The sequence below is a fragment of the Buttiauxella sp. S19-1 genome (assembly GCF_022134725.1).
In the GTDB taxonomy this organism is placed as follows: domain Bacteria; phylum Pseudomonadota; class Gammaproteobacteria; order Enterobacterales; family Enterobacteriaceae; genus Buttiauxella; species Buttiauxella ferragutiae.
Genome location: NZ_JAHWLU010000069.1, coordinates 1 through 26044 on the forward strand (window position 1 = coordinate 1; position 26044 = coordinate 26044).

Annotated in this window: 17 protein-coding genes, 1 tRNA gene and 1 pseudogene; 14 read left to right on the plus strand and 5 right to left on the minus strand. The window is 47.8% G+C overall.

Features of this window, described 5'->3' with window-relative positions:
* The 6 genes and pseudogenes from MES37_RS15330 to MES37_RS15355 all read left to right on the plus strand — a co-directional run.
* A pseudogene (locus MES37_RS15330) lies at window positions 1-1202 on the plus strand (BREX-1 system adenine-specific DNA-methyltransferase PglX); the annotation flags it as partial.
* Window positions 1202-2299 carry an AAA family ATPase gene (locus tag MES37_RS15335; RefSeq protein WP_237931908.1) on the plus strand — a complete coding sequence of 366 codons (1098 nt, stop codon included), beginning with the start codon at window positions 1202-1204 and terminating at the stop codon, window positions 2297-2299. The pseudogene MES37_RS15330 and the gene MES37_RS15335, both read left to right, overlap by 1 nt.
* Entirely contained in the window at window positions 2286-3113 is an 828-nt protein-coding gene (locus tag MES37_RS15340; protein WP_237931910.1) for a DUF4435 domain-containing protein, read from the plus strand. Before MES37_RS15335 ends, MES37_RS15340 begins: the two co-directional genes overlap by 14 nt.
* Window positions 3114-3115: 2 nt before the next feature.
* Window positions 3116-5713, plus strand: coding sequence for a BREX-1 system phosphatase PglZ type A (gene pglZ / locus MES37_RS15345; protein WP_237931912.1), 2598 nt, complete (start codon window positions 3116-3118; stop codon window positions 5711-5713).
* Window positions 5714-5723: 10 nt separating this feature from the next.
* Window positions 5724-7799: a protease Lon-related BREX system protein BrxL gene (brxL, locus tag MES37_RS15350; RefSeq protein ID WP_237931914.1), complete on the plus strand. Its 2076-nt coding sequence runs from the start codon at window positions 5724-5726 to the stop codon at window positions 7797-7799.
* 88 nt (window positions 7800-7887) lie between these two features.
* On the plus strand, window positions 7888-10920 hold the full coding sequence (locus MES37_RS15355) for a UvrD-helicase domain-containing protein (RefSeq protein WP_237931916.1): 3033 nt from the start codon (window positions 7888-7890) through the stop codon (window positions 10918-10920).
* Window positions 10921-11401: 481 nt separating this feature from the next.
* On the opposite strand, the gene MES37_RS15360 is transcribed toward MES37_RS15355, so the two are convergent.
* Window positions 11402-12658, minus strand: a complete 1257-nt coding sequence (locus tag MES37_RS15360) for a tyrosine-type recombinase/integrase (protein ID WP_237931918.1) — start codon at window positions 12656-12658, stop codon at window positions 11402-11404.
* A gap of 199 nt (window positions 12659-12857) precedes the next feature.
* Window positions 12858-12942 (minus strand) — tRNA-Leu (locus MES37_RS15365).
* A 274-nt stretch (window positions 12943-13216) separates the two neighbouring features.
* On the opposite strand from MES37_RS15365, the gene MES37_RS15370 reads away from it, so the two are divergent.
* The 5 genes from MES37_RS15370 (at window position 13217) to sstT (ending at window position 18667) form a co-directional block, all read left to right on the plus strand.
* A complete protein-coding gene (locus tag MES37_RS15370) occupies window positions 13217-14233 on the plus strand; it encodes an HNH endonuclease (RefSeq protein ID WP_237931920.1) in 1017 nt (338 codons plus the stop codon).
* The gene (locus MES37_RS15375) at window positions 14233-14811 is read left to right on the plus strand and encodes a class I SAM-dependent methyltransferase (protein ID WP_237931922.1); all 579 of its coding nucleotides are present in this window, start codon (window positions 14233-14235) and stop codon (window positions 14809-14811) included. The genes MES37_RS15370 and MES37_RS15375 overlap by 1 nt, the downstream gene beginning before the upstream one ends.
* 72 nt (window positions 14812-14883) lie before the next feature.
* Window positions 14884-15882 carry a Gfo/Idh/MocA family protein gene (locus tag MES37_RS15380; protein ID WP_121814418.1) on the plus strand — a complete coding sequence of 333 codons (999 nt, stop codon included), beginning with the start codon at window positions 14884-14886 and terminating at the stop codon, window positions 15880-15882.
* 277 nt (window positions 15883-16159) lie between these two features.
* On the plus strand, window positions 16160-17128 hold the full coding sequence (locus tag MES37_RS15385) for a TerC family protein (protein WP_064540382.1): 969 nt from the start codon (window positions 16160-16162) through the stop codon (window positions 17126-17128).
* A gap of 294 nt (window positions 17129-17422) precedes the next feature.
* A complete protein-coding gene (sstT, locus tag MES37_RS15390) occupies window positions 17423-18667 on the plus strand; it encodes a serine/threonine transporter SstT (protein ID WP_064540384.1) in 1245 nt (414 codons plus the stop codon).
* Window positions 18668-18759: 92 nt separating this feature from the next.
* Here sstT and MES37_RS15395 read toward each other — a convergent pair whose 3' ends face one another.
* From MES37_RS15395 to uxaC, 3 genes are all read right to left on the minus strand, one after another.
* Entirely contained in the window at window positions 18760-19305 is a 546-nt protein-coding gene (locus MES37_RS15395; protein WP_064540386.1) for a YgjV family protein, read from the minus strand.
* A gap of 87 nt (window positions 19306-19392) precedes the next feature.
* Window positions 19393-20880 (minus strand): UxaA family hydrolase, encoded by a 1488-nt coding sequence (locus MES37_RS15400; RefSeq protein WP_064540388.1) that lies wholly within the window; start codon window positions 20878-20880, stop codon window positions 19393-19395.
* A gap of 18 nt (window positions 20881-20898) precedes the next feature.
* Entirely contained in the window at window positions 20899-22308 is a 1410-nt protein-coding gene (gene uxaC, locus MES37_RS15405; RefSeq protein ID WP_133522827.1) for a glucuronate isomerase, read from the minus strand.
* Between the two features lie 490 nt (window positions 22309-22798).
* Here uxaC and MES37_RS15410 point away from each other — a divergent pair, with 490 nt between their 5' ends.
* The 3 genes from MES37_RS15410 (at window position 22799) to yqjA (ending at window position 25988) form a co-directional block, all read left to right on the plus strand.
* Entirely contained in the window at window positions 22799-24094 is a 1296-nt protein-coding gene (locus MES37_RS15410; protein ID WP_064540396.1) for an MFS transporter, read from the plus strand.
* Between the two features lie 126 nt (window positions 24095-24220).
* Entirely contained in the window at window positions 24221-24997 is a 777-nt protein-coding gene (gene exuR, locus MES37_RS15415) for a transcriptional regulator ExuR (RefSeq protein WP_064540399.1), read from the plus strand.
* Between the two features lie 328 nt (window positions 24998-25325).
* On the plus strand, window positions 25326-25988 hold the full coding sequence (yqjA, locus tag MES37_RS15420; protein WP_064540402.1) for a DedA family general envelope maintenance protein YqjA: 663 nt from the start codon (window positions 25326-25328) through the stop codon (window positions 25986-25988).
* The last annotated feature ends 56 nt before the right edge of the window (window positions 25989-26044 follow it).

Consider the following 26044-nt stretch of genomic DNA (forward strand, 5'->3'; position numbering starts at 1 on the left):
ATTTTTATGTGTCAATTAATACACAAACCTTAAACTATTTAGTTGGTGATATATTAAAGGTTCCATATTCAACTAAATATCATACTGAATCAGAACAAATTGCAAAAAGGGCTATTGAATTATCCAAGATGGATTGGGATGAAAGTGAATGTTCATTTAGCTTCATACGTGACAAATTGGTTTGTCAGAATACTCCCCTGCTTAAGCAGGGTTTCTTAAAATATCGGTCAGAGTCAACCCTTTTAATTAATGAACTAAAGGGTTTGGAAGAGTGTAATAATAGAATACAGGCAGAGGCTTTTAACCTTACTTCTATAATATCTATAGATGTAAATCAGTCTGATGTATCGTTAAATACAAACCCTAGTTATAGATATGGTCAGGGATTATCTCAGAGTGCACTCGAGCAACGACAACAATCGGATATTTTAGTAGAGCTTTTATCTTATTCTATCGGCTGCCAAATGGGTCGCTACTCCCTCGATCGCGAAGGATTGGTCTACGCCCACGAAGGCAACAAAGGTTTCGCGGAGCTAGTCGCCAAAGGTGCCTACAAAACCTTCCCTGCCGATGAAGATGGCATCCTACCATTAATGGACTCCGACTGGTTCGACGACGACGTTACCGCTCGTGTTAAAGAATTTATCCGCACGGTCTGGGGGGAAGAGCATCTGCAGGAAAACCTCGATTTCATTGCCGAAAGTCTCTGTTTATACGCGATCAAACCGAAAAAAGGCGAGTCTTCGCTGGATACCATTCGTCGCTACCTTTCCACTCAGTTCTGGAAAGATCATATGAAAATGTACAAAAAACGCCCGATCTACTGGCTGTTCAGTTCCGGTAAAGAAAAAGCGTTTGAGTGCCTGGTCTATCTGCACCGCTATAATGACGCCACCCTGTCGCGTATGCGTACCGAGTATGTGGTCCCACTGCTGGCACGCTACCAGGGCAATATCGATCTGGTTAGCGATCAGCTTAAAAGTGCCGAATCGGGCGCAACTACCACACGTCTGAAAAAAGAGCTCGATGCTCTAACGAAAAAATTCAATGAGCTGCGTAGCTTCGATGACCGCTTGCGGCACTATGCAGATATGCGTATCACTATTGATCTGGATGATGGCGTTAAGGTTAACTACGGCAAATTTGGCGATCTACTGGCGGATGTGAAGGCTATTACCGGTAGCGCACCTGAGGAAATCTGATGAAAATAGCGGCGATTTATACGCAGAGTGTTGGCCCGCTGGGCGATGCGGAAATTAGCTTCAAAAACGACTGGACGGGAGAGGTGGAGGAGAATGTACTCCTCACCGGCCCAAACGGCTGCGGTAAATCGACGCTGCTTCGCGGCATTGCTATGTTGTGGGAGGCTTTGGGTTATTGGCTAGATCGTGAAAAACCCTTACCAGTTACCCATAATGCTAAGAAATGGCTCCAGCAATGGGGGGCATTTGCGATTGTAGTGAAGGATTTGAAATGTTCTCATTACTCTCCGGCCACTTTTGGTTTTATCTTTGGCGATAAATTGTTTGCTGAGCAACTACTCAAAAAGCATCCTACAGTAAGTTGGATCGGGGAAGTCAGCTTAGATAAAAAGCGAAGTGAGGTTGTTGCTGAACGGGGTGCGCTCGCAGGGCATCTTTTTGATGACTATATCAAAATGTTGAGGGTGACTCGTGCACAGGTTGTACTTGGAATGCTCACTTCTGATATGGATTTGTCTATCCCGAACGTTATTTACTTAGATGCTGAAGAGCGCCGTTGGATCACACCAAGACGAAATATTTCCGATCTGGTACAAGACGACTTAAATCAACGCTGGTTGGCAACCTATACACCAACTCCCGACTGGAAAGGACAGCTTGAAGCATCGCTGTTCAATATGAAAGCCACCCTACCCAATCTGTACCCTGAAATGATGAAAAACCTGAATCAGTTTTTCTCAGGGAAGTTCATTGAAGAGGACATTCAACCGGGACAACGTCAGCAAGTCAGACTTGCTAATGGTGGTACTCATACGCTGGATGAACTGAGTTCCGGTGAGCATCAAGTTTTGATCATGCTATTCATGGTGCAGCGCTGGCTTCAACCAGGCGGTGTCGTATTGATCGACGAGCCGGACCTTCATCTACACCCATCTTTGGTCTCACCGCTCCTTGCCACGCTGGAGAATATTATTAAGAAACGTTCCGGCCAGCTAATCATAACCTCCCATGCCACAGATCTATGGCAGCGATACGATAACTTAGGACTACGTATTAGTTTAAATGACAGAAAAGGTGCTGATAATGGCCAGCATTAATGAATTAATACTGAACATTAAGCAGGAAAAAGTCGCAGCCTCTGGAAGAACTGTTTTGATGGTAGAGGGTCCAGATGATGTTCTTGCATTTAGTAATTTTCTTCAAAAAATCAATGCAAATTGGGAACTAAGTTGGATTCTTGAGTGTGCTGGAAACAAGCGTAATGTCCTGGAGATCCTGAGGAAAGAACCTGACTGGTTAGGGATTGTTGATCGCGATGAATGGGATGACGCAAGAATTCAGCAGATTACTGATGACTATGATAACGCTATTGTTCTGCCACGTTTTTGTATCGAAAGCTACCTTGTGGTACCTACAGAACTATGGCATGCCATTCCCGAAAATATGCGTGCAGCAGTAGCTGGCGGAGAGCAGGGCTTTATTCAGCGACTAACACAAAACCAAGATAAATGGCTAAGCCATGCTGCACTCTGGGCTGTTATCAATCCTTTGTGGGAAGGATTGCGAGCTTTAGGTTTTAAAGAAGCGTTATTAGAACCTGCGATTGCTAACGACCTTGAGCAGATCGCAGAAAAGCTGCAAAACTGGCACAATTACCTTGAACCAGACCAATTAATTGTACAAATAGCTGCAAAGAAAGAAGAATTTAGCTCTTTAGACTTCAACGAGCTGCTTAGGTTTTTTGTACATGGTAAACACTTTTTCAATGAGGTTGTGCATCAGGAGTTTTGCCAGTCCTTCGGTACAGTTAGTGCCTCAAAACGCAAAACCAACATTTTTAGTACACTTCCTGTCCCTGATGATTTAACTGATATCTGGGAACGAATGAATCTACTCCCAGAAGATAATTAATTATGCAATTTAAAGAACTGGAATCCGGGCTTCGTCAGAAGTTTACCGACAATCGCATCGTCTTCTGGCACGACCCGGAACAACGCTTCACTGACTCACTCAATGAGCTGGATCTCGACAATGTCACGCTGCTGGATATGCGCGGCGTTTCAGTGCTCGCCACAAAAAAAAGAATCGAAATCGACGAGCCAACACAGAAATTTCTACTTTATTTCACCAGCGAAGTCCCCGCCCGCGAGCAAGACTGGCTGCTGGATATCCGCCTTTATAGCACCGAATTCCACGCTGACTATGCCTCGATCACACTGAACTCATTGGGCATCCCGCAACTAGGGTTGCGTGAACATGTTCAGCTTCGCAAAGCCTTCTTTACTGTCAAACGTACCCAGTTACTTAAAGGCTGGGTTACCGAACGCGAGACAGAAAAATCCCTCGATAAAAAGATGCTGGCAGTGGTTGCCGGAGCCAGCACCTTTGAAACCAAAGAGATCCTGTTTGCTCTTATCCAGCAGTTCGTTGCCGCAAGTCAGCAGGATGATAGTACTCTGGAGAATACTTTTGCTGTGCTGAAAAAGCTGGGGCTGGATAAGGTCCTCTGGGAAGTCCTTAGTCTAGAGCTGGGTTATCAGGTAGAAGTGCCGACGCTGGAAAACCTGCTACTGAAACTGTTCTGTACTGATCTTTGGGCACAAGGTGATGACGCTCATCGTGAGTGGTTGAGTAAAAATGTGCTGACTACTGCTGCAGGTCGTGCGTCTGCCCTGGCCTTTATGGGGGCGTGGCGGAACGATCGTCGTTATAAAGCGGAATACGATTATTGTGCAGCCGATCTTCAGCAGATACTGCAGCCGAAAGAGCATTACAACTACAGCTCTCCGTATGCGCTGGCAAAATGTGACACTTTCGAAGCTATCGAGCAATTGATTATCCGTGGCCTGGTGACTCAACTACAGGAAGAAAGCACGACCCTGGACAGGGACGCGTTTAAAGCACTGGTGTCAGAGCGTAGTGCGAAATACTGGAGCCAGACCCGCCCGGAATATCTGTCCATCTGGAATGCACTACGCCAGGCAGAGCGCTTGCTGAATTTGCGTAACCTTTATACCGACGGGTTTAATTTCCCTGATACTGGCGCGTTCTGGAAGGCCTACTGCGACGAAATTTATCGCTTCGATCAGACCTATCGTTTGTTCAATGAATATGCCGCACCGGTGCATAGCAAAGGGGCGATGATCTTGCATGAACTGGATAAATTCATTGAAGAGTTGTACAGCAACTGGTATCTGGCCGAGCTGAGTCGTGGCTGGAACAAACTGCTGGAAGCGGAAAACCGTATGCAGGGCTGGCAGTTTAGCGGCATACCCCTGCAGCATAATTTTTATAAAGATAATGTTAAACGTCAGTTCGACACCTCTCAGGTGAAACGCGTATTTGTCGTGATCTCGGATGCACTGCGCTACGAAGTGGCGGAAGAGCTGGGCAGACATATCAATCATGATAAGCATTTCAGTGCAGAGCTACGCTCCCAGACCGGAGTATTGCCGAGCTACACGCAGCTAGGTATGGCGGCATTGTTGCCTCATGAGTCGTTGAGTTATCTGCCTGACAATTCCGGCGTAGTATATGCCGATGGGATGTCTACCTCCGGTTTTGAAAAACGCGCCGCTATCCTGGCAAAGGTAAATGGTGTTGCGCTTAAAGCGAAGGACTTGCAGAACGCCAACAACCAGGAAGTGAACGATCAAATCCGCAACGCCTCAGTGGTATATATCTGGCACGACACTATTGATGCCATTGGTGATAAGGCTGCAACAGAAGATAAAACGTTTGAGGCCTGCCGAAGTGCCATCACTGAGCTAAAAGATCTGGTCTCACGTTTACGTAACCGATTTAATGCCAGCCGAATTTTTGTCACTGCTGATCATGGGTTCCTGTTCCAACAACAGGCGCTGGTGGAGCAAGATAAAACGAAGTTGGAGAGTAAAGCCTCAAATGCGATTGAAGCGAATAAGCGATTCATTATTGGGCATCAGCTGCCTGAAAGTGAGTTTTGCTGGCACGGCAAACTGGCAGATACCGCAGGCGCAAGCGATGAGAGTGAATTCCTGTTGCCCAAAGGGGTACAGCGTTTCCACTTTGTAGGTGGTGCGCGTTTCGTTCATGGCGGTGCCATGTTGCAGGAAGTGTGTGTTCCCGTCTTGAAGATTCGCGCGTTAGAGAAAAAAGCAGCCGAGAAACAACCACAGCGCCAACCAGTGTCCGTTGTTGCACGGGACCACGTAATAAAACTGGTTAATAGCATTGATAAAATCGGCTTTATCCAGACGACGGCGGTGGACGAGATCAATGAACCGCGCACGCTGAATATCTTTATCGTTGATGAAAATAATCAGGTTGTCTCCGGAACGGAAACGGTTTGCTTCGATAGCGACAATGACGATATGGGTAAACGCACCCGCGATGTGACTATGAAACTCATGGGCACTGCATTCAATCGTAAAAACAAATATGTTCTGATCCTGGAGAATGCGGACAGCGCAACCGAGTATGGTCGCTACCCGATTACGATCGACCTGGCATTCCAGGATGACTTCTTTTAAGTGAGGCGTTATGCAACAGCAGGATAACTCGGCTAATAACATGGAAATGGCCTCTGCATTGGCTCAGGACTTGGATTCATTATTGAATCAGCACTTTCGTGGTCGCGTGGTGCGTAAAGACCTGACTAAACAACTTAAAGAAGGGGCGAATGTTCCGGTCTATGTGCTGGAGTATTTGCTCGGGATGTATTGTGCGTCGGATGATGCTGAAGTAATTGAGCAGGGCTTACAGTCCGTTAAACGCATTCTCTCTGATAACTACGTTCGTCCCGATGAAGCGGAAAAAATAAAATCTCTGATCCGTGAACGTGGTTCGTACAAAATCATCGACAAAGTCACCGTAAAGCTAAATCAAAAGAAAGACGTTTACGAGGCTCAGCTATCTAACTTGGGCATTAAGGATGCCCTGGTACCATCGCAGATGGTTAAAGATAACGAGAAGCTACTAATGGGTGGTATCTGGTGCATGATCACCGTGAACTATTTCTACGAGGAAGGACAAAAAACATCTCCGTTCTCACTAATGACGCTAAAACCTATTCAGATGCCGAGCATGGATATGGAAGAAGTCTTTGAGGCGCGCAAACAATTTGATCGGGACCAGTGGATTGACGTGCTGCTGCGCTCTGTAGGGATGGAGCCTGCTAATATTGAGTCGCGCACTAAATGGCATCTGATTGCACGCATGATCCCGTTTGTGGAGAACAACTATAACGTCTGCGAACTCGGACCGCGTGGAACCGGTAAAAGCCACGTCTATAAGGAGTGCTCACCGAATTCATTACTGGTTTCTGGTGGGCAAACCACCGTGGCTAACCTGTTTTACAATATGGCCAGCCGTCAGATTGGTTTGGTCGGCATGTGGGACGTGGTGGCATTCGATGAAGTGGCAGGGATCACCTTCAAAGACAAAGATGGCGTGCAGATCATGAAGGATTACATGGCGTCCGGCTCGTTCTCTCGCGGACGTGACTCCATAGAAGGAAAAGCCTCTATGGTGTTCGTCGGCAATATCAATCAGAGCGTCGATACGCTTGTGAAAACTAGCCATTTACTCGCGCCATTCCCGGATGCAATGATCGATACTGCATTTTTTGATCGCTTCCACGCCTATATTCCTGGCTGGGAAATTCCCAAAATGCGCCCGGAATTTTTCACCAACCGCTACGGTTTGATCACTGATTATCTCGCCGAGTACATGCGTGAAATGCGTAAACGTAGCTTCTCAGACGCGATTGATAAATTCTTCAAGCTGGGTAACAACCTCAATCAGCGTGATGTAATTGCTGTACGCCGCACTGTATCTGGCCTGTTAAAACTAATGCATCCGGATGGGGCCTACGATAAAGAAGATGTACGCGTATGCCTGACGTATGCGATGGAAGTACGACGCCGGGTGAAAGAACAGCTCAAAAAACTTGGCGGCCTCGAGTTCTTTGATGTGAATTTCAGCTACATCGATAACGACAGTCTGGAAGAATTTTTCGTCAGTGTGCCAGAACAAGGCGGGAGCGAACTGATTCCTGCGGGGATGCAAAAACCTGGTGTAGTACATTTGGTTACTCAGGCAGACTCAGGGATGACTGGCCTATACCGGTTTGAAACCCAAATGATGGCGGGAAATGGTAAACATGCCGTTTCAGGCTTGGGATCGAATACAGCGGCGAAAGAAGCTGTTCGTGTTGGTTTCGACTATTTCAAAGGCAACTTGAGCCGTATTAGTGCAGCAGCAAAATTCTCTGAGCATGAATATCATTTGCATGTGGTTGAGCTTCATAGCACCGGTCCGAGCACAACAACCAGCCTTGCATCGTTGATTGCCTTTTGCTCTATGCTGCTGGCTAAGCCCGTACAGGAACAAATGGTCGTCCTGGGTAGCATGACACTGGGGGGGGTGATTAAACCAGTGCAGGATCTGGCAGCATGCCTACAGGTAGCATTCGATAGTGGGGCTAAGCGCGTACTACTGCCGATGGCATCAGCTATGGATATCCCAACAGTACCAACTGAGTTGTTTACCAAGTTCCAGGTGAGTTTTTACGCTGATCCGGTGGATGCAGTGTATAAAGCGTTGGGCGTGAATTAATTGAAATCCTTACCAGTATTGCAATCACTGCGATACTGGTAATTTCATATTCCTTGTTTAACTTATTTTTTTGGTTTCTCCATAAAGAATGAACGACTTAACCGCACAGTTGCAGAGCGAAAACATTATCACTACACATCCGCTTTTTGACATGTGGGGACTTTTGCGTCGTCGTTCAAACACGATATTGCTATCTTCAGGTCAGATCTCATTCAAACATCATGGGGTGAGTGTGTTACTTCCCATTGGTGACATTAAGAATATTAAAATAAATAAAAAATGGATTTACTCTGGAATTATTATTGGGACCACTGGTGAGCAATATCGGTTAAACGGATTCGATTTTAAACATCTTGAAACTTTAATTCACAAAATTCAACAATTAGCTTTGGATATATTTCAGCATAGCGGTGAGTGGCGTGAACTGCTAGAAATAGTAAAACGTTATCAAAAAGGGGAGCACTATTTTTCTTCGTGGGAATGGCGAGCTTTGTCACAGTTAGTTCTGGTAAAAAAACGTTTGTTGGATCTTGCCATTGATGCTGACTTTATTGCTCGTGAAGGAAATAATCCCATTGCACAACTGGCAATGAAGCTATCAATGGAAGATGTTTCAGAATCGGGTAGAAATCACTTCAACGAACAAGTTCTCCCACAGCTGTTGTCATCCTATCAAACTTTCTTTGATCAAATAGAATCACAACCGCTTAGCTCTCCCCAGCGTAAAGCCTGTGTTACCAATGAAGATCATACCTTGGTCGTTGCGGGTGCTGGTACCGGAAAAACATCGACATTAATTGGTAAGGCTGGATATTTATTGCAGGCTGGTTTAGCTCAGCCAGAAAATATATTAATGCTAGCTTTCGGTAATAAAGCTGCGCGGGAAATGGCTGAACGTATCACTGAGCGATTACCTGAAAGTGGCGATAAGTTAAAAGCAACAACCTTCCATGCTTTTGGGAATCGTGTCGTTGCTGAAAGTATTGGCGTCAAGCGTTCTCTTACACGCTTTGCTGAACAAAATAATGAATTGCGCCAATTTATTGAAGAGAAATTACAGTTAGAAATAAGTAACAATGATGATTATAAAACTCAATTAGTTAAATACTTTGTTTGTTATAGCACACCTGGACGTTGTGAATATGACTTCAGTGCTATTGAAGAATACCATGAGTTTCTACAAAGCTGCCGCCTAATAACTTTGACGGGGCGGTGGGTTAAAAGTGTGGGTGAGCTGAGGGTTGCCAACTACTTATATTTGTATTCTGTTCCATTCGAATACGAAGCAAATTATGAAGTAAACACAGCAACGATTGAGCGTCGTCAGTATAAGCCTGATTTTTATTTGCCGGTAAGTAAGACCTATATTGAATATTTAGGCGTGGATCGGGAAATGAGAACCGCCCCCTTTGTTAATCAGGCTGCATACCTTGAAGGGGTGGCCTGGAAGCGGAAGCTACATAGACAACATAATACCCGGCTGGAAGAGTTATATAGCTATCAGCTAACCGAGGGAACGCTTGAAGATAATATACTCGATATCCTTGATCGGGTAAGAGAACCACGGCATTTACGTGATACTAATACGCTTTTGGATGAACTAAAAAGCTCTAGTTCATCGCCGTGGCAAGGATTTATCGACCTAATGCTCCGCTTTCTTGGTCTGTTCAAAGAAGGGCAATTTTCGTTTTCAGACTTGATAGCATCACCTCAACGAATTGATATGGGGCGCACTCAGGCATTTATCGCATTATTTAAACCAGTATACGATGCCTATGAAGCTCATCTTAAAGAGCAACGCGAAATGGACTTCAGCGATATGATCGCGGAAGCGACAACAGCGCTTCAGGAGGGGCAATTTCATCACCGATATGACTATGTGCTGGTTGATGAATTCCAGGATCTTTCAGGTGGACGAGGTAAGCTGTTAAAAGCATTACTGGCAACCCGGAATAATATGCGGCTATTTGCTGTAGGGGATGACTGGCAAGCCATTTATCGTTTTAACGGTTCCGATCTTCGATTTTTTACCCGCTTTGACCATCAATTTTCGCCAGCAAAAATGCTGCCTCTTGACAAAAGTTATCGTTTTAACAATCGCATACACGAACTCAGCTCGACCTTTGTTACTCGAAACCCAGCACAGTTGAAGAAAGAAATTACAACTCATGTACAGGTGGAACATGCCGCAGTACAGCTGCTTGATGTACAGGAAAAAATGCCTGATATTAACTTAGCAGACCGCAATCAAAGAAAAGCGGAGGCTTATCGTCAGCAAATCAAAAGAGCGCTTGCTCGCTGTCATAGTCGGGAGTTGAGGCTTAACAGCACCCGTCGGGCACCTGTAATGCTGATTGGTCGGTATCGCCTGGAAAATATGCGAGAGCTGAAAGATATAGATGTTAAGGCGCTAATGGCTGAATTTCCGCTACTGGATATTAAATACCAGACAGCACATGCTAGTAAGGGTCTGGAAGCCAATTACGTGCTACTACTTGGTCTTGAGAAAGGAAATTTTCCGTCTGCAAAAGAAAATGACGAACTGATAGATCTGCTGCTCCCGGAGCAAGAGCCATATTTATTTGCCGAAGAACGTCGGTTATTTTACGTCGCCGTTACCCGCGCCCGGCACTATGTATTTATGATCTTTGATAGCCAAAATACCTCCGCATTTGTCGAGGAGATCGCCAGAATGGGTCATCAACTCATCACTAAAAGCGATTCTCTTGAAATCGGTCAATGGAGTTGTCCAGATTGTGAATCCGGCAACTTAACAGGCAAAGTGAGTCGCAATGATAAAAAATTCTATGTCTGCTCACACTCTCCTGCCTGTGATTATACGGCCAGCGCCTGCAAGCAATGTAGCTCACCGATGGTGATGCATGGTGGCATGCAAAGGATATGCGTTAATCCAGAATGCCAGGAGATTGAAATTGTCTGCCGACGTTGTGGTCTCGGCACAATGGTGAAGCGTAAAAATAAAGATGGTGGTGTTTTCTATGGTTGTAATCGCTATCGTCGGGACGAAGCTGACTGCTGTTACGAGAACATCACGCAGGAGGAATATGATAATAGAGTTCATGCTGCCAAACACTATTCAGCCATTGTGCATAATAGTTAGCGTACGTGGCCATTAAGCAGGAAAAGTGCTTCAGGCAAGTTCTGAGTTATTTCATTTTTGAAGTAAAGATACGTAAGACCCAGCGTTGCCTGCAGATGCTTTCAGAGCTGCATCGCTTGGGCTATCAACAACAACGCCGTATGCCTTACCTCAATACTTTGGGGCTCAGATTGGCGATCGCGAAATTTAATAAGCGCAAATATTAGAGATAAATAATACTATTTATCAGCCATTTGATGCGATGAAATGTGCTTCAGCGTACAAAGCTATTATGGATATAAAGATGTCCCGAGTCTGGCACTTCCTTTGCTTTGAAGTTACAAGAAATGAGCAAATGAAGAAACCATTAAAACAACGTTTTCATAAGAAACACCTAATCCTATATTGACAAGACATCTAGGTATTTTCACGACTAAATGTCTTATGGATTTATTATTTTCTCTTATAAAATCAGGATAGCAAAGCTATCGCATTACTTTTTTCAAGTCTTGATTTTCGCAAAATCAAACGGGTTAACCCCCTTCTCCCGATTCACATCCAGATAATCAGCCCACCACTGCAGCATCAACCTGCGCTCCCCCAGATGCTCGGCCTTATGAATATAAGCCGCACGCACAGAGTTACGTTCCTGGTGACTCATCTGCCGCTCTACCGCATCCTTCGACCACATACCCGACTCAATCAACGAACTACAAGCCATTGTTCTGAAACCGTGACCACAAATTTCCACTTTCGTATCGTAGCCCATCACTCGCAATGCTTTATTTACCGTATTCTCACTCATCGGCTTACGAGGATCATGATCGCCAACGAAGATCAGCTCACGGTTTCCACTCATGCTTTTGATCTTTTCCAAAATGGCGAGAGCTTGTCGCGATAAGGGAACAAGATGCGGCGTCTTCATCTTTGAGCCACGCTGAGAATGTTTAACACCTTCCAGTAGCTCACGCTCTCCCGGAATCGTCCACATAGCAGTTTCGAAATCAACTTCTGACCAGCGAGCAAAACGTAGCTCACTAGATCGGATGAAAACTAACAAGTTGAGCTCCACAGCCAACCTGGTTAGCGGCCTGCCCGAGTAATGATCAATGCGATGAAGTAATTCAGGAATGCGATTAAGTTCAAGCGCAGCGCGATGTTGTCGTTTAGCTGTGGCGACCGCTCCAGCGATCTCTTGAGCGGGGTTGTAATCGATTAAACCGCTTTGCACGGCGAATCGCATAATTGCTGTAGTTCGTTGTTGTAGACGTGCCGCCACCTCAAGACGTCCGGATGTCTCTACGGCTTTTATAGGGATGAGTAAATCTCTGGTCTTTAGTTCTGCAATATTCCGCTTACCAATGGCAGCAAAGAGGTTATCCTCCAGGCTCTTCAGCACTCGCGCACTGTGCGCCTCAGACCACTTCTGATTGCTAGCGTGCCAGTCTCTGGCGACCACTTCAAAAGTTATCGCTTCTTGTTCCTGCTCTACCTGAACGGCTTTCTTGTTCTCACTAGGATCTACACCGTTAGCTAGATGCTTACGGGCTTCGTCGCGCCGTGCCCGGGCATCAGCCAATGACACTTCAGGGTATTTCCCCAACGCCAGCATCTTCTCTTTGCCGCCAAAGCGATAGCGTAGCCGCCAGTATTTTGAGCCGTTAGGATGAACCAGCAAAACCATGCCGTCACCATCGGTAAGCTTATAGGCTTTTTCTTCAGGCTTGGCCGTACGAACCTTCACATCACTCAGAGCCATGTTGAGTATCCTTTCAAGGGTTCTATGTGGGTACAAACATTATCGAACCGGGATATACCCGTATTTGTACCCACATCAGTAAGTTGATGTAGATTGAATCAGGTTGACTTATGTTGACTGAAAAAGCGGGGCAAAGCCTTGCGGGGACTGGATTTTAGGCATAAAAAAAGACCTCAGTTGAGGTCTATTTACATACATATGGTGCCGAAGGCCGGACTCGAACCGGCACGTCTTTCAACGGTTGATTTTGAATCAACTGCGTCTACCGATTTCGCCACTTCGGCACGAAGAGGTATGCGGAAAACGTTGGGGATTATACCTGTCGTGCTTAACCTTGCAAGCCCCATTCTATCGTTTACGTGCTAAGTGCTGAAAAAATCAGCGCATCTTCAATTCATTACCCTTTCTGCTGCTCTGCACAGCCTTTACAGCTCACAAATTCACTAAATCTATCCTTCCTCGGTTTACATCACCTTTCATTTGTTATGTGATCGCGTTACAGGTTTCAGTAACCCAACTCCCCTTCTGCATGACCAAACCGTAACCGGGAAAACGTGAATGGATTTTTATCAGGCTGACCCAACGCTTGAGAATTATTGGCGCGGTGTGATCCTTTTTGGAAGAAACGTCGCATCTTACAAATTTGCCCTCGCGCACGCTTTGTATGATGTGGACAAATCAGGTAGTGATCTGGTCACGCTTGAAGATCTTGCCGTTCCGTTTAGCCGCCATCTTTGCGAGCATCTTTTACATGCTCCAAAGCAAATCACATCCCGAGGCAGTCAGTATCTGGAAGCCTGTGTGCAGTTTAACAATGGTGAGATATCGCAGGATAAATTGACGGAAACCACGGTGCGGCTCGGGTTTAACAATGTGATTGATGCCTTCCATAACGTTAATCAAGGCGAGATCGAGAAACGCTTTTTCCTTGATGAGCGAAAAACGCATAAAGGGATTCGGCTTACCGATAACTTTTATCAGCTAAGCGAACGGCAGCAATATCAGAATCTTGCCTTTGAAACGAACGCGCGATGGAATCTGGTTGAGCAGGCCTGGGCGATGGGCGTTTCCCGAAATCTGGTTGCGGTAGAGTTCGATGAACATAATCAGCTTCTCTTCAGCCGTATTAATGAAAGGCGAGTAGATATCACCAGTTGCCGGGACAGTTTGAATGGTTACCAGAAAGGCCGTTGTTTCTACTGTTTTAAACCCATCAGCCTGATACCCGGCGACGCCGAACTGGCTGACGTTGATCACTTCATTCCCTGGTCTGCGCGTGAAGAGGTCAACAATATCAATGGCGTGTGGAATTTGGTGCTGGCGTGTAAATGCTGCAACCGTGGCGTTGAGGGTAAATCCTCGCATTTGCCGAGCCGCAAACTGTTGCAGCGGCTTCATGCTCGCAATGAGTATTTTATTCAAAGCAAACTGCCACTCCATGAAACTATTGTGAATCAGACTGGAACGCAGCCAGAACGGCGGATAGATTTTCTTGAAAGCCAATGGCATAAAGTCAAAAACAACAGACTGTTCCACACGTGGGAACCGAAAGCAGAAGGCGAGGCCACATTCTGATGACGCTTAATTATTACCAATACAATGCCCAAACCTTTTTCGACGGCACCGTGAATGTTGATATGTCTTCGCTGTACGATTCCTTTACCCGCCATTTACAACCAGGTGCGACGGTGCTGGATGCAGGCTGCGGTTCCGGGCGTGATGCTAAAGCGTTCCATGAAATGGGTTATATCGTTGATGCGTTTGACGCCTCTTCGGAAATGGTGGCGTTGGCAACGCAACATAGCGGTTTGTCCGTTCAACAAATGACATTTGCCGATATCAGTGCAAAGAAAAAGTACGACGGCATCTGGTGTTGCGCTTCTCTGCTCCACGTTCCCAATCAAGAATTACCGGTTGTGATGCACAAACTAACTGATGCGCTGAAATCCGGCGGCACCTGGTATGTCTCGTTTAAGTATGGCGAAAGTGAGCGAGAGAAAGATGGGCGTCGGTTTACGGATATGAATGAAACCAGTCTCAATAAATTACTGGAATCCATTCAGGAAATAGAAATTGAGACGATGTGGACGACGGCAGATAAACGCCCCGAGCGTGACGAGATTTGGCTGAATGCACTTCTCAGAAAACGCTAGCCCAGCACTGGTTTTCCCCACACATCATGATAGTCTTTCAAAGATAATCCCCTTCGGAGATAGCACCCGTTTATGATACGCCTCGCTGTTATTGGAACTAACTGGATCACCCGTCAGTTCGTCGATGCTGCCCACGAAAGTGGCAAATATAAACTCACCGCGGTCTACTCCCGCTCGCTGGAACAGGCGCAAACCTTCGCCAGTGACTATCCGGTGGAACATCTCTTTACCGATCTTGATGCGATGGCGAAGAGTGACGCCATTGATGCAGTTTATATCGCCAGCCCGAACTCTCTGCATTCCCCGCAAACTCTGCTGTTTCTCAGCCATAAAAAACATGTGATTTGCGAGAAGCCGCTGGCGTCTAATTTGCGTGAAGTGGAAGCGGCGATTGCCTGCGCGCGTGAAAACCAGGTTGTGCTGTTTGAAGCGTTTAAAACGGCGAGCTTGCCGAACTTTATCGCGCTGCAACAGGCGTTGCCGAAAGTGGGCAAGATCCGCAAAGTGCTGCTCAACTATTGCCAGTATTCCTCGCGCTATCAGCGTTATCTCGATGGCGAGAACCCAAACACCTTTAATCCAGCGTTTTCCAACGGCTCGATTATGGATATCGGTTTTTACACGCTGGCGTCAGCAGTGGCGTTGTGGGGCGAACCGTATTCGGTTCATGCGACCGCTAGCCTGCTGGAAAGCGGTGTCGATGCGCACGGTTCGGTGCAGATGAATTACGGCGATTTTGACGTGAATCTGTTGCACTCCAAAGTGAGCGATTCCACTATCCCAAGTGAGATTCAGGGCGAAGCTGGTTCGCTGGTTATCGAGAAAATCTCTGAATGCCAGCGCATCACCTTTATCCCTCGTGGTGGAAAACCTCAGGATCTGACGCTCCCACAACATATCAATACTATGCTTTATGAAGCCGAAGTTTTTGCTCGTTTGGTCACCGAGAATGAAGTTAATCATCCTGGTTTAGTGACGTCACGCTCCACCGCGTTGCTGAGCACAGAGATTCGCGCGCAGACTGGCGTGAAATTCCCGGCAGATGATCTCCCAGTACATTCACCTGCGTGATGCATCGGCGTAAAGCTGTGTAAAACAAAGAGGGAAATGTTGACGAAATGTATGGGAAGTAATATTTTTCTGCCCGCAAAGGGGAGTAACTTCTTCGTCGGTTAATCGTCATTACGGTGTTTAAAAATAAAACACCCGGTTACCGGGCAACATATATATGTAACGTATAGATGTTGTAAGTGAGACCTTGCCGGAAGGCGAGATCCCTGTTGCAAGCATTAGCGGCTGGCGTCTTCCGACGTTGGCCGTTTTTGTTTTGTTTGAAGGAAACCCTTTTATGAATAGTGTCGGCACTCCATTACTGTGGGGCAGTTTTGCTGTCGTGGTCGTTATCATGTTGGCCATCGATCTGCTGCTTCAGGGTCGTAAAGGCTCACACACCATGACCATGAAGCAGGCGGCCGTATGGTCCCTGGTTTGGGTTACGCTTTCGCTGCTGTTTAATGCGGCATTCTGGTGGTATCTCACCGGCACATCGGGCCGTGAAGTAGCGGATGCTCAGGCTCTCGCCTTCCTCACCGGTTATCTGATTGAAAAATCACTCGCAGTGGATAACGTGTTTGTCTGGCTAATGCTGTTTAGCTATTTCGCCGTGCCTGCAGCCTTGCAGCGCCGCGTGCTGGTCTATGGCGTGCTGGGCGCAATTGTGCTGCGTACCATTATGATTTTCGCCGGCAGTTGGCTAATTTCTCAGTTTGAGTGGCTGCTGTATGTGTTCGGCGCCTTCTTGCTGTTCACCGGTTTCAAGATGGCGCTGTCGAAAGAAGATGAAGGCGGTATTGGCGATAAACCGCTGGTACGCTGGATTCGCGGCCACCTGCGCATGACGGATAAAATCGAGGGCGAAAGGTTCTTCACCCGCCAAAATGGGGTGCTGTTCGCCACTCCGTTGCTGCTGGTGCTGATTCTGGTTGAATTGAGCGATGTGATTTTCGCAGTAGACAGTATTCCGGCTATTTTTGCGGTAACAACCGACCCGTTCATCGTGCTGACTTCAAACCTGTTTGCCATCCTCGGTTTGCGTGCAATGTACTTCTTGCTGGCGGGCGTAGCTGAGCGCTTCACCATGCTGAAGTATGGATTGGCGATTATCCTGATATTTATCGGGGTGAAGATGATGATTGTCGATTTCTACCATATCCCAATCGCGATTTCGCTGGGCGTGGTGGGTGGCATTCTGGCGTTAACATTGATCATTAACGCTATTGTTAACTACCGTAACGATCAGAAGAGACTCGCGAAGTAATATTTCGTCGGATGGCACTACGTTTATCCGACCTTCGAAAAACTTCTCTGACCCCGTCTTTGGCGGGGTTTTTCTTTTTACGATATCAACTGTGCGAAGTGCCGCTAATGTCACACATTTGTTAAAATTTAGTTATAAAAACTAGCTTATACCGAAATAATCAGTGTTTACTACTTACTACCCTGAGACATTTCCTTATACTCAACCAGGCAAACACCAATCTATACATCCGGTCGAAAAGCACCTTAGAGTGCAGGCCAGGATGGGACGACACACTAAACAGGAAGGTTATTCATGGCAACACAATCCCCAGGTATTCTAAATCGCCTGGCAAAGGGCAGTCTGGTAAAACAGATTTTGGTTGGACTGGTGCTCGGTATCGCGCTGGCAGCTATTTCAAAACCTGCGGCAATTGCCGTTGGGTTGCTCGGTACATTATTCGTTGGAGCGTTGAAAGCCGTCGCTCCGGTACTGGTTCTGATGTTGGTTATGGCATCCATTGCTAACCACAAACATGGTCAGAAAACCAGTATCCGTCCGATTCTGGTTCTTTATCTTCTGGGTACCTTCACCGCTGCATTGACCGCTGTGGTGATCAGTTTCGCGTTCCCTTCAACGCTACATCTGGTGACTGGCGCAACGGACATCACCCCGCCATCAGGCATTGTAGAAGTCATGCGCGGTCTGCTGATGAGCATGGTTGCAAACCCAATTCATGCGCTGCTGAACGCCAACTACATCGGGATTCTGGTGTGGGCTGTGGGTCTGGGCTTTGCTCTGCGCCACGGCAATGAAAGCACCAAAAATCTGATTAACGATGTTTCCGACGCAGTGACGTTCATCGTTAGAGTGGTGATTCGCTTTGCCCCAGTCGGTATTTTTGGCCTGGTCGCATCAACACTGGCAACCACTGGCTTTGAAACACTGTGGAGCTATGCGCAACTGCTGTTGGTACTGGTTGGCTGCATGTTCGGTGTGGCGTTGGTCATCAACCCACTGCTGGTGTTCATCAAGATTCGTCGCAACCCGTACCCACTGGTGTTTGCTTGCCTGCGTGAAAGTGGCGTTACCGCCTTCTTTACCCGTAGTTCTGCGGCCAACATTCCCGTGAACATGGCGCTGTGCGAGAAGCTGAATCTGGACCGCGATACCTATTCTGTCTCTATCCCGTTGGGTGCAACCATCAATATGGCGGGCGCGGCAATCACTATTACCGTGCTGACGCTGGCGGCGGTGAATACTCTGGGCGTGCCGGTAGATTTGCCAACTGCGCTGCTGCTGAGTGTGGTCGCTTCGCTGTGTGCTTGCGGGGCTTCTGGTGTGGCGGGCGGTTCTTTGCTGCTGATCCCACTGGCCTGCGGCATGTTTGGTATCCCGAATGAGATTGCCATGCAGGTAGTCGCTGTCGGCTTTATCATCGGCGTGTTGCAGGATTCTTGCGAAACCGCACTCAACTCCTCAACAGATGTGCTGTTTACAGCGGCGGCTTGCCAGGCAGAAGATGCACGCCTGGCGGATAAAAACCCGTTACGCGGTTAATGTTTAACGCTCCCTGTCTTACGAGGCAGGGAGTAACATAACTGAGATTTGTCGGGTGGCGCTGCGCTTAACCGACCTACAAAATAGTCCGATTACCCCTCTTGTTGCTGCACTTCTTTTTCGACCTTAAACGGATCAATTCCTCGCCTTTGCATACGCCAGAAACGAACGATGTTCAGGCCATTCATCACCAAAAAACTCCCTTCGATTAATGTCCCGCCAATCGATCCCAGCCAGAAGTTATGCGTCACCCAGCAAGCCGTTGAACACCACATCACACAGCGTATCGTCAACCCTTTGCAGCGGAACAACGCCCAGGTACTGGCAACAGTTCCGGCAATCGGCAGCAATTCCATTGCATGATCAAATTTCGCCAGGCCTAACCCCAGGGTTAGTGCAATGAAAATCCCCATTACCCACAAGCTACGCGTACGCAAAGAGATAACCGTGCGGAACGCGTTAAGTTCGGCACTCATGCCTGCCGGGCTTGCGCCCATCAAAAAGAAGTGAATGCCGATGATGGCGCTGTATGCCGCCAGTTGCAGTTTGAAACGCCGTTCATCGCGATTGATGAAGGTGGTAATGCCGACCAAAAAGGCGAGAACGCCGACGCCCTGGGCAACCCAATACGCGGTCATGACTAATCCTTGTGAGTAAAATTAGGCGAAAAAAAACGGCATTTCGAAAATCAAAATGCCGTTTCATGTTATCACCTAAGGGGTTTTTTACAACGTAACGCCGCTTTTAAAGATGGCTAATTCGCGGAAATCATTACGTTCATTACAGGTCTTTTTACCGTTGGCAATATCAACAATGGTGTCGATAAACTCGCTCAGTAAGGTGTTCATGTCGCTGCCGTGCAGCAGTTTGCCTGCGTCAAAATCAATCCAGTGCGGCTTTTTGGTCGCCAGTTCACTGTTAGTTGCGATTTTAACAGTTGGCACAAAACCACCGTATGGCGTGCCGCGCCCGGTGCTGAACAGCACCATGTGGCAACCTGCTCCAGCCAGTGCGCTGGTTGCAACAGCATCGTTACCTGGTGCGCTTAACAGGTTCAGACCTGGCGTTTTCAGGCGCTCGCCATAACGCAGCACATCAACCACTTCGCTCTCACCGGCTTTTTGCGTGCAGCCGAGGGATTTTTCTTCGAGCGTGGTGATACCGCCAGCTTTGTTCCCTGGTGATGGGTTTTCGTAGATCGGCTGGTTGTGTTCGATGAAGTATTGTTTGAAGTCGTTCACCATGGTGACGGTTTTTTCAAACGTTGCTTCGTCGCGGCAATGGCTCATCAGAATGCGTTCAGCGCCAAACATTTCCGGCACTTCCGTCAGCACAGTCGTGCCACCGTTCGCCACCATATAGTCGGAGAAACGGCCCAGCATTGGGTTTGCCGTAATACCGGACAAACCATCTGAACCACCGCATTCAAGGCCGAATTTCAGTTCGCTGATTTTACCTGGTTCGCGCTTGTCGTGACGCATCACTTCATACAGCTCTTGCAGTTGCTCAAGCCCGGCTTCTACTTCGTCGTCTTGCTGCTGGCAAACCATAAACTTCACGCGCGACGCATCGTATTCGCCCAGCGTTTCGCGGAAGGCACTCACCTGGTTGTTTTCACAACCGAGGCCAATCACCAGTACCGCACCTGCATTCGGATGATGCACCATATTTTGCAGCATGGTGCGGGTGTTGATATGGTCTTCACCCAACTGAGAGCAACCAAACGGATGGCTGAACAGGAACACGCCGTCGATATCTTCGGCGTCGTTATTCTGCTTCAGGAAACGGTTCTGGATTTGGCGTGCAATGCCGTTGACACAACCGACAGTGGGCAAAATCCATAACTCATTACGCACACCGACTGAGCCGTTCTCACGGCGATAAACGTTGACTTCACGGTCCGCTGCCTGGCTTGCAAGAGACTGGAAATCAGGTTGATAGCGATACTCATCCAGGTCGCTCAGATTAGTACGCGCATTGTGTGAGTGAATGTGCTCACCGGCTTCAATGGTGGCCAACGCGTGGCCAATCGGCAAACCGTACTTAACAACATTCTCACCTTGCGCGATGGTGCCAAGCGCAAATTTGTGGCCGCGCAGTACCGGCTGGCGCAGAGTCACCTCTGCCCCTTCGACGGTAACGACTTCACCTTCAGCCAGGTCCACTAACGCAACAGCGACGTTATCTTGCGTATGGATCTTGATGTATTGCATATCAACCTCAAAGCCTGATTAGTTCAGTTCAATGCCAAAGTAGTCTCGGGCGTTGTTAAAGCAGATGTTTTCTACCATGCTGCCCAGCAGTTTGATGTCTGCTGGCGCTTCGCCCGCTTCCACCCAACGGCCAATCATCTGGCACAGAATGCGACGGAAGTATTCGTGGCGGGTGTATGACAGGAAGCTGCGGCTGTCAGTCAGCATGCCCACAAAGCGGCTTAACAGACCCAGTTGCGCCAGCTGCGTCATTTGACGCTCCATGCCATCTTTCTGGTCGTTGAACCACCAACCGGAACCAAACTGCATTTTTCCTGGCATACCTTCGCCCTGGAAGTTGCCGATCATGGTGCCCAGCACTTCGTTATCGCGTGGGTTCAGGCAATACAGAATCGTTTTTGGCAGTTCATTGTTTTCGTTTTGCTTGCTAAGCAGGCGAGAAAGTTCTTCAGCCATTGGGCGGTCATTGATGGAGTCAAAGCCCACATCAGGCCCCAGCAGTTTGAACTGGCGCAGGTTGTTGTTACGCAGCGCACCGATGTGGTACTGCTGAACCCAACCGCGACGGGTATATTCCGCAGCCAGCCAAACCAGAACCGCAGTTTTGAACTGGGCGGTTTCGTGCTCGCTTGGGGTTGCGCCAGAAAGGCGACGCGCCAGAATGCCATCCAGTGTCGCTTCGTCTGCTTCAGCAAACAGCACCACATCTAATGCATGGTCAGACACTTTACAGCCATGCTCGGCGAAGTGATCCAGACGCTTGCTCAGTGCGGCTTGCAGGTCGCTGAAACGGCGGATGTCGGTATCAGACACTTCGGCAAGTTTGCCCATGTATTCAACAAAAGTAGCTTGTTCAATGTTGAACGCTTTGTCCGGGCGCCAGCTTGGCAGCACTTTGGTTTCAAACGCATCAAGCGCGATTTGGCGGTGGAAACGCAAATCGTCAATTGGGTCATCAGTGGTGCCGACCATTTTCACGTTCATCTGCTTCATGATGCCGCGAGCAGAGAAGCTATCCTGGGCCAGCAGCTCGTTACATTCGTTCCAGATTTCATCAGCAGTGGTTGGGGACAACAGTTTGCCAGTGATACCGAACGGACGGCGCAGTTCAAGGTGGGTCCAGTGGTACAGCGGGTTACCGATAGTGTGCGGAACCGTAGCGGCCCAGGCATCGAACTTCTCGCGGTCAGTCGCATCGCCAGTACACAGACGCTCTTCCACACCGTTAGCACGCATGCCACGCCACTTGTAGTGATCACCTTTTAACCAGATGTCATACAGGTTTTTGAAACGGTAATCTTCAGCAACCTGCTGTGGTTGTAAGTGGCAGTGATAGTCGAAAATAGGCTGATCGGCTGCAAATTCATGGTACAAGCGGCGGGCAAATTCTGTATCCAGGAGAAAATCTTCAGTCATAAACTGGGCCATTGTAGGGTTCCTCTGTTCATAGCAGTTCGATGCTTGCGCATAATGCAAATAAAGTTATCACACCAATTTCCAGAGACCGAGTGGATTTTTGTGGTATTCGTCACAAAAACCACACTTTTATTGTTAATATTGTGTTTAAAAAGAACCCGTATCCCGCGCCAGTTCTGGTCTGCAAGCCCCTTATCCCCTGGAGTGAGCAGATCGACACTTTTGTGATATCACTCAACTTTTGAAGCTGTATGACAAGTTATCTTTCCTGCCGTTGCAATACATCAGTAATGGAAATACATCAGACGCTGGTATCACGAACAGCGCATTGCGGTACGGAAACCGGAATTGCCACAGTTTGTTTATTTTAAGGCAAGGTACGGGTCGTACCGGGTGATACCCCCGGATATGAACCCCTCTAATCGAACACTCGTTCTGGCAGCAATGCCGGACGTGCAACCGCATGACACACGGTTGATTATGAAGACGGGATGAAATTCCAATGGGAAAGATTAAAGGCTTACGCTGGTACATGATTGCCCTGGTAACTATGGGCACCATACTGGGTTATCTAACACGTAATACTATTGCAGCGGCCGCTCCAACATTGATGGAAGAGCTGCATATTTCGACTCAGCAATATTCCTACATTATAGCCGCCTACTCAGCTTGCTATACCATTATGCAGCCCGTTGCGGGCTACGTGCTTGATGTCCTGGGGACTAAAGTAGGCTACGCCTTCTTCGCGGTCGCATGGGCAATTTTCTGTGGTGCAACAGCACTGGCGGGAAGCTGGGGTGGCCTGGCAATTGCTCGTGGTGCCGTGGGTGCTGCAGAAGCCGCCATGATCCCTGCAGGCCTGAAAGCCAGTAGCGAATGGTTCCCGGCTAAAGAGCGTTCTATCGCAGTAGGTTACTTCAACGTCGGTTCTTCTATCGGCGGCATGATTGCTCCACCATTAGTCGTTTGGGCGATTGTCATGCACAGCTGGCAGATGGCATTCATCATCTCTGGTGTGCTGAGCTTTGCCTGGGCAATGGCCTGGTTGATTTTCTACAAACACCCACGCGATCAGAAACGACTTTCTGAAGAAGAACGTGAATACATCATTGGCGGTCAGGAAGCTCATCACCAGACCGGCAACAGCAAGAAAATGAGCGCCTGGAAAATCGTGCAGAACCGCCAGTTCTGGGGTATCGCACTGCCACGTTTCCTGGCAGAACCCGCGTGGGGGACTTTCAACGCCTGGATCCCATTGTTCATGTTCAAAGTGTATGGCTTTGACCTGAAACACATTGCGATGTTTGCCTGGATGCCAATGCTGTTTGCTGACCTGGGCTGTATCGTTGGCGGCTACCTTCCTCCTATTTTCCAGCGCGTATTCGGCGTGAACTTGATTGTTTCCCGTAAAATGGTTGTGACCATGGGCGCGATTCTGATGATTGCTCCAGGCACCATCGGTCTGTTCACCAGCCCATATGTGGCAATCGCCCTGCTGTGTGTTGGCGGCTTTGCTCACCAGTCACTGTCTGGCGCACTGATTACGCTCTCTTCTGACGTATTTGGTCGTAATGAAGTGGCAACCGCGAATGGCCTGACCGGTATGGCGGCATGGACTGCGAGCACCATGTTTGCTCTGGTGGTTGGTGCGTTGGCCGATACCCTTGGCTTCAGCCCACTGTTTGCAGCTCTGGCGGTGTTCGACATCCTCGGTGCTATCGTTATCTGGACCGTGCTGCAAAACAAACCCATCAGTGAGTTGAATGACCAGCAAAAACCGAAACAAGCGTTAGCATAATCGGTGTCTCAGTTTGCACTTAAAGCCGCCTTAATGGCGGCTTTTGTGTATCCAGAATATGGAGCCTATCTTTGAAAAGTGGTATAACAAATAAGGTTAACCGCAGGACCTTTCCCGGAGCTACAGATGGATATTATGGAACCACGTCGTCTTTATCAGCAACTGGCCGCTGAACTTAAACAACGCATCGAAAACGGTGTTTATTTGGTTGGGGAAAAACTCCCGGCGGAGCGCTTTATTGCTGAAGAGAAGAACGTGAGCCGCACTGTGGTTCGTGAAGCAATAATCATGCTGGAAGTGGAAGGATACGTCGAAGTACGCAAAGGCTCCGGCATCCATGTCATCGCCAATCAGGCGAAATACACCAATCTTCCTGATGAACAGTTTGAATTCGCTAGTTTTGGTCCCTTTGAGCTGCTGCAAGCTCGTCAGTTGATTGAGAGCAATATCGCTGAATTTGCGGCGACACAGGTCACTAAGCAAGACATCGTCAAGCTCATGGAAATTCAGGAAATGGCGCGTAATGAGCACAATTTCCAGGATTCAGAGTGGGATCTTCATTTCCACACTCAGGTGGCTCTGGCATCACAAAATACAGCCCTTGCAGCCATCGTGGAAAAAATGTGGAGCCAACGCATCCACAACCCATACTGGAAAAAACTTCACGAGCATATTGATAAGCGTACCGCTGACAACTGGTGCGACGATCACGACCAAATTCTTAAGGCACTGATTCGTAAAGACCCACATGCGGCTAAAGTGGCGATGTGGCAACACCTGGAAAACACTAAACAAATGCTGTTTGATGCAACCAGTGATGATTTCGAGTTCAATGCTGATCGCTATTTGTTTGCGGATAATCCGGTAATTCATCTCGATACCGCAGCAAACGGCCAAAAGTAGTTATTTTCCTCTCGCGAGGGTAAGCAAACCAACAATAGTGTCAGCGTTTGTAAATACCCTCGCCAGCCCCTCGACTAGCAATCAAAATCGTCCCTCAACAAAGCACAAATACTGTGACGCCTTACACAGAGCTTTGTTACAATTAGATGCAATTTCACTGTGAGAATCAGCTTTGCTTTCACTACCTGTTCGCTTTCATAGGGAAATGTAATACGAACCGGCAAAGAGCAGTGAATGACAATCGGCAACAACACAACACACATAACAAAGCCGTGCTCTACCATCTGACTTTGATCAGCGGTCTTAATCGATGTGCCAGGAACACTGAATGGAACTTTTCACGCAATTGTTGAACGCTTTATGGAACCAGGATTTTGAAACGCTCGCCAATCCAGGAATGATTGGCATGCTTTATTTCGTGTTATTCATGATTTTATTCCTTGAAAATGGTCTGTTACCAGCAGCTTTCCTGCCCGGTGATAGCTTGTTAGTTTTGGTCGGTGTATTGATTGCCAAAGGGGCTATGGGTTTTCCTGAAACCTTGCTTTTATTAACCACCGCCGCAAGTCTCGGCTGTTGGCTCAGTTATATTCAAGGGCGCTGGCTTGGGAATACGCGCATTGTGCAGAATTGGCTTTCGCACCTTCCTGCACACTACCATCAACGCGCGCATAGCTTATTCCACAAACATGGTTTGTCTGCGTTGCTGATTGGCCGTTTTATCGCTTTTGTTCGCACCCTGCTGCCAACTATTGCCGGTTTATCCGGTCTGAATAATGCGCGCTTCCAGTTCTTCAACTGGATGAGCGGGTTATTGTGGGTTCTGATTTTGACCTCGCTGGGTTATCTGCTTGGCAAAACACCAGTATTCCTGAAATATGAAGATGCGTTGATGTCCTGCCTGATGCTGTTACCAGTGGTGTTACTGGTATGCGGCCTGATCGGTTCGTTGATTGTGCTTTGGCGTAAGAAATACGGTAACCGCAGTTAAGAGGGATGACGATGAAAACACACGTTTTTCGTGGCCTGCGGGCCACGATATTGATC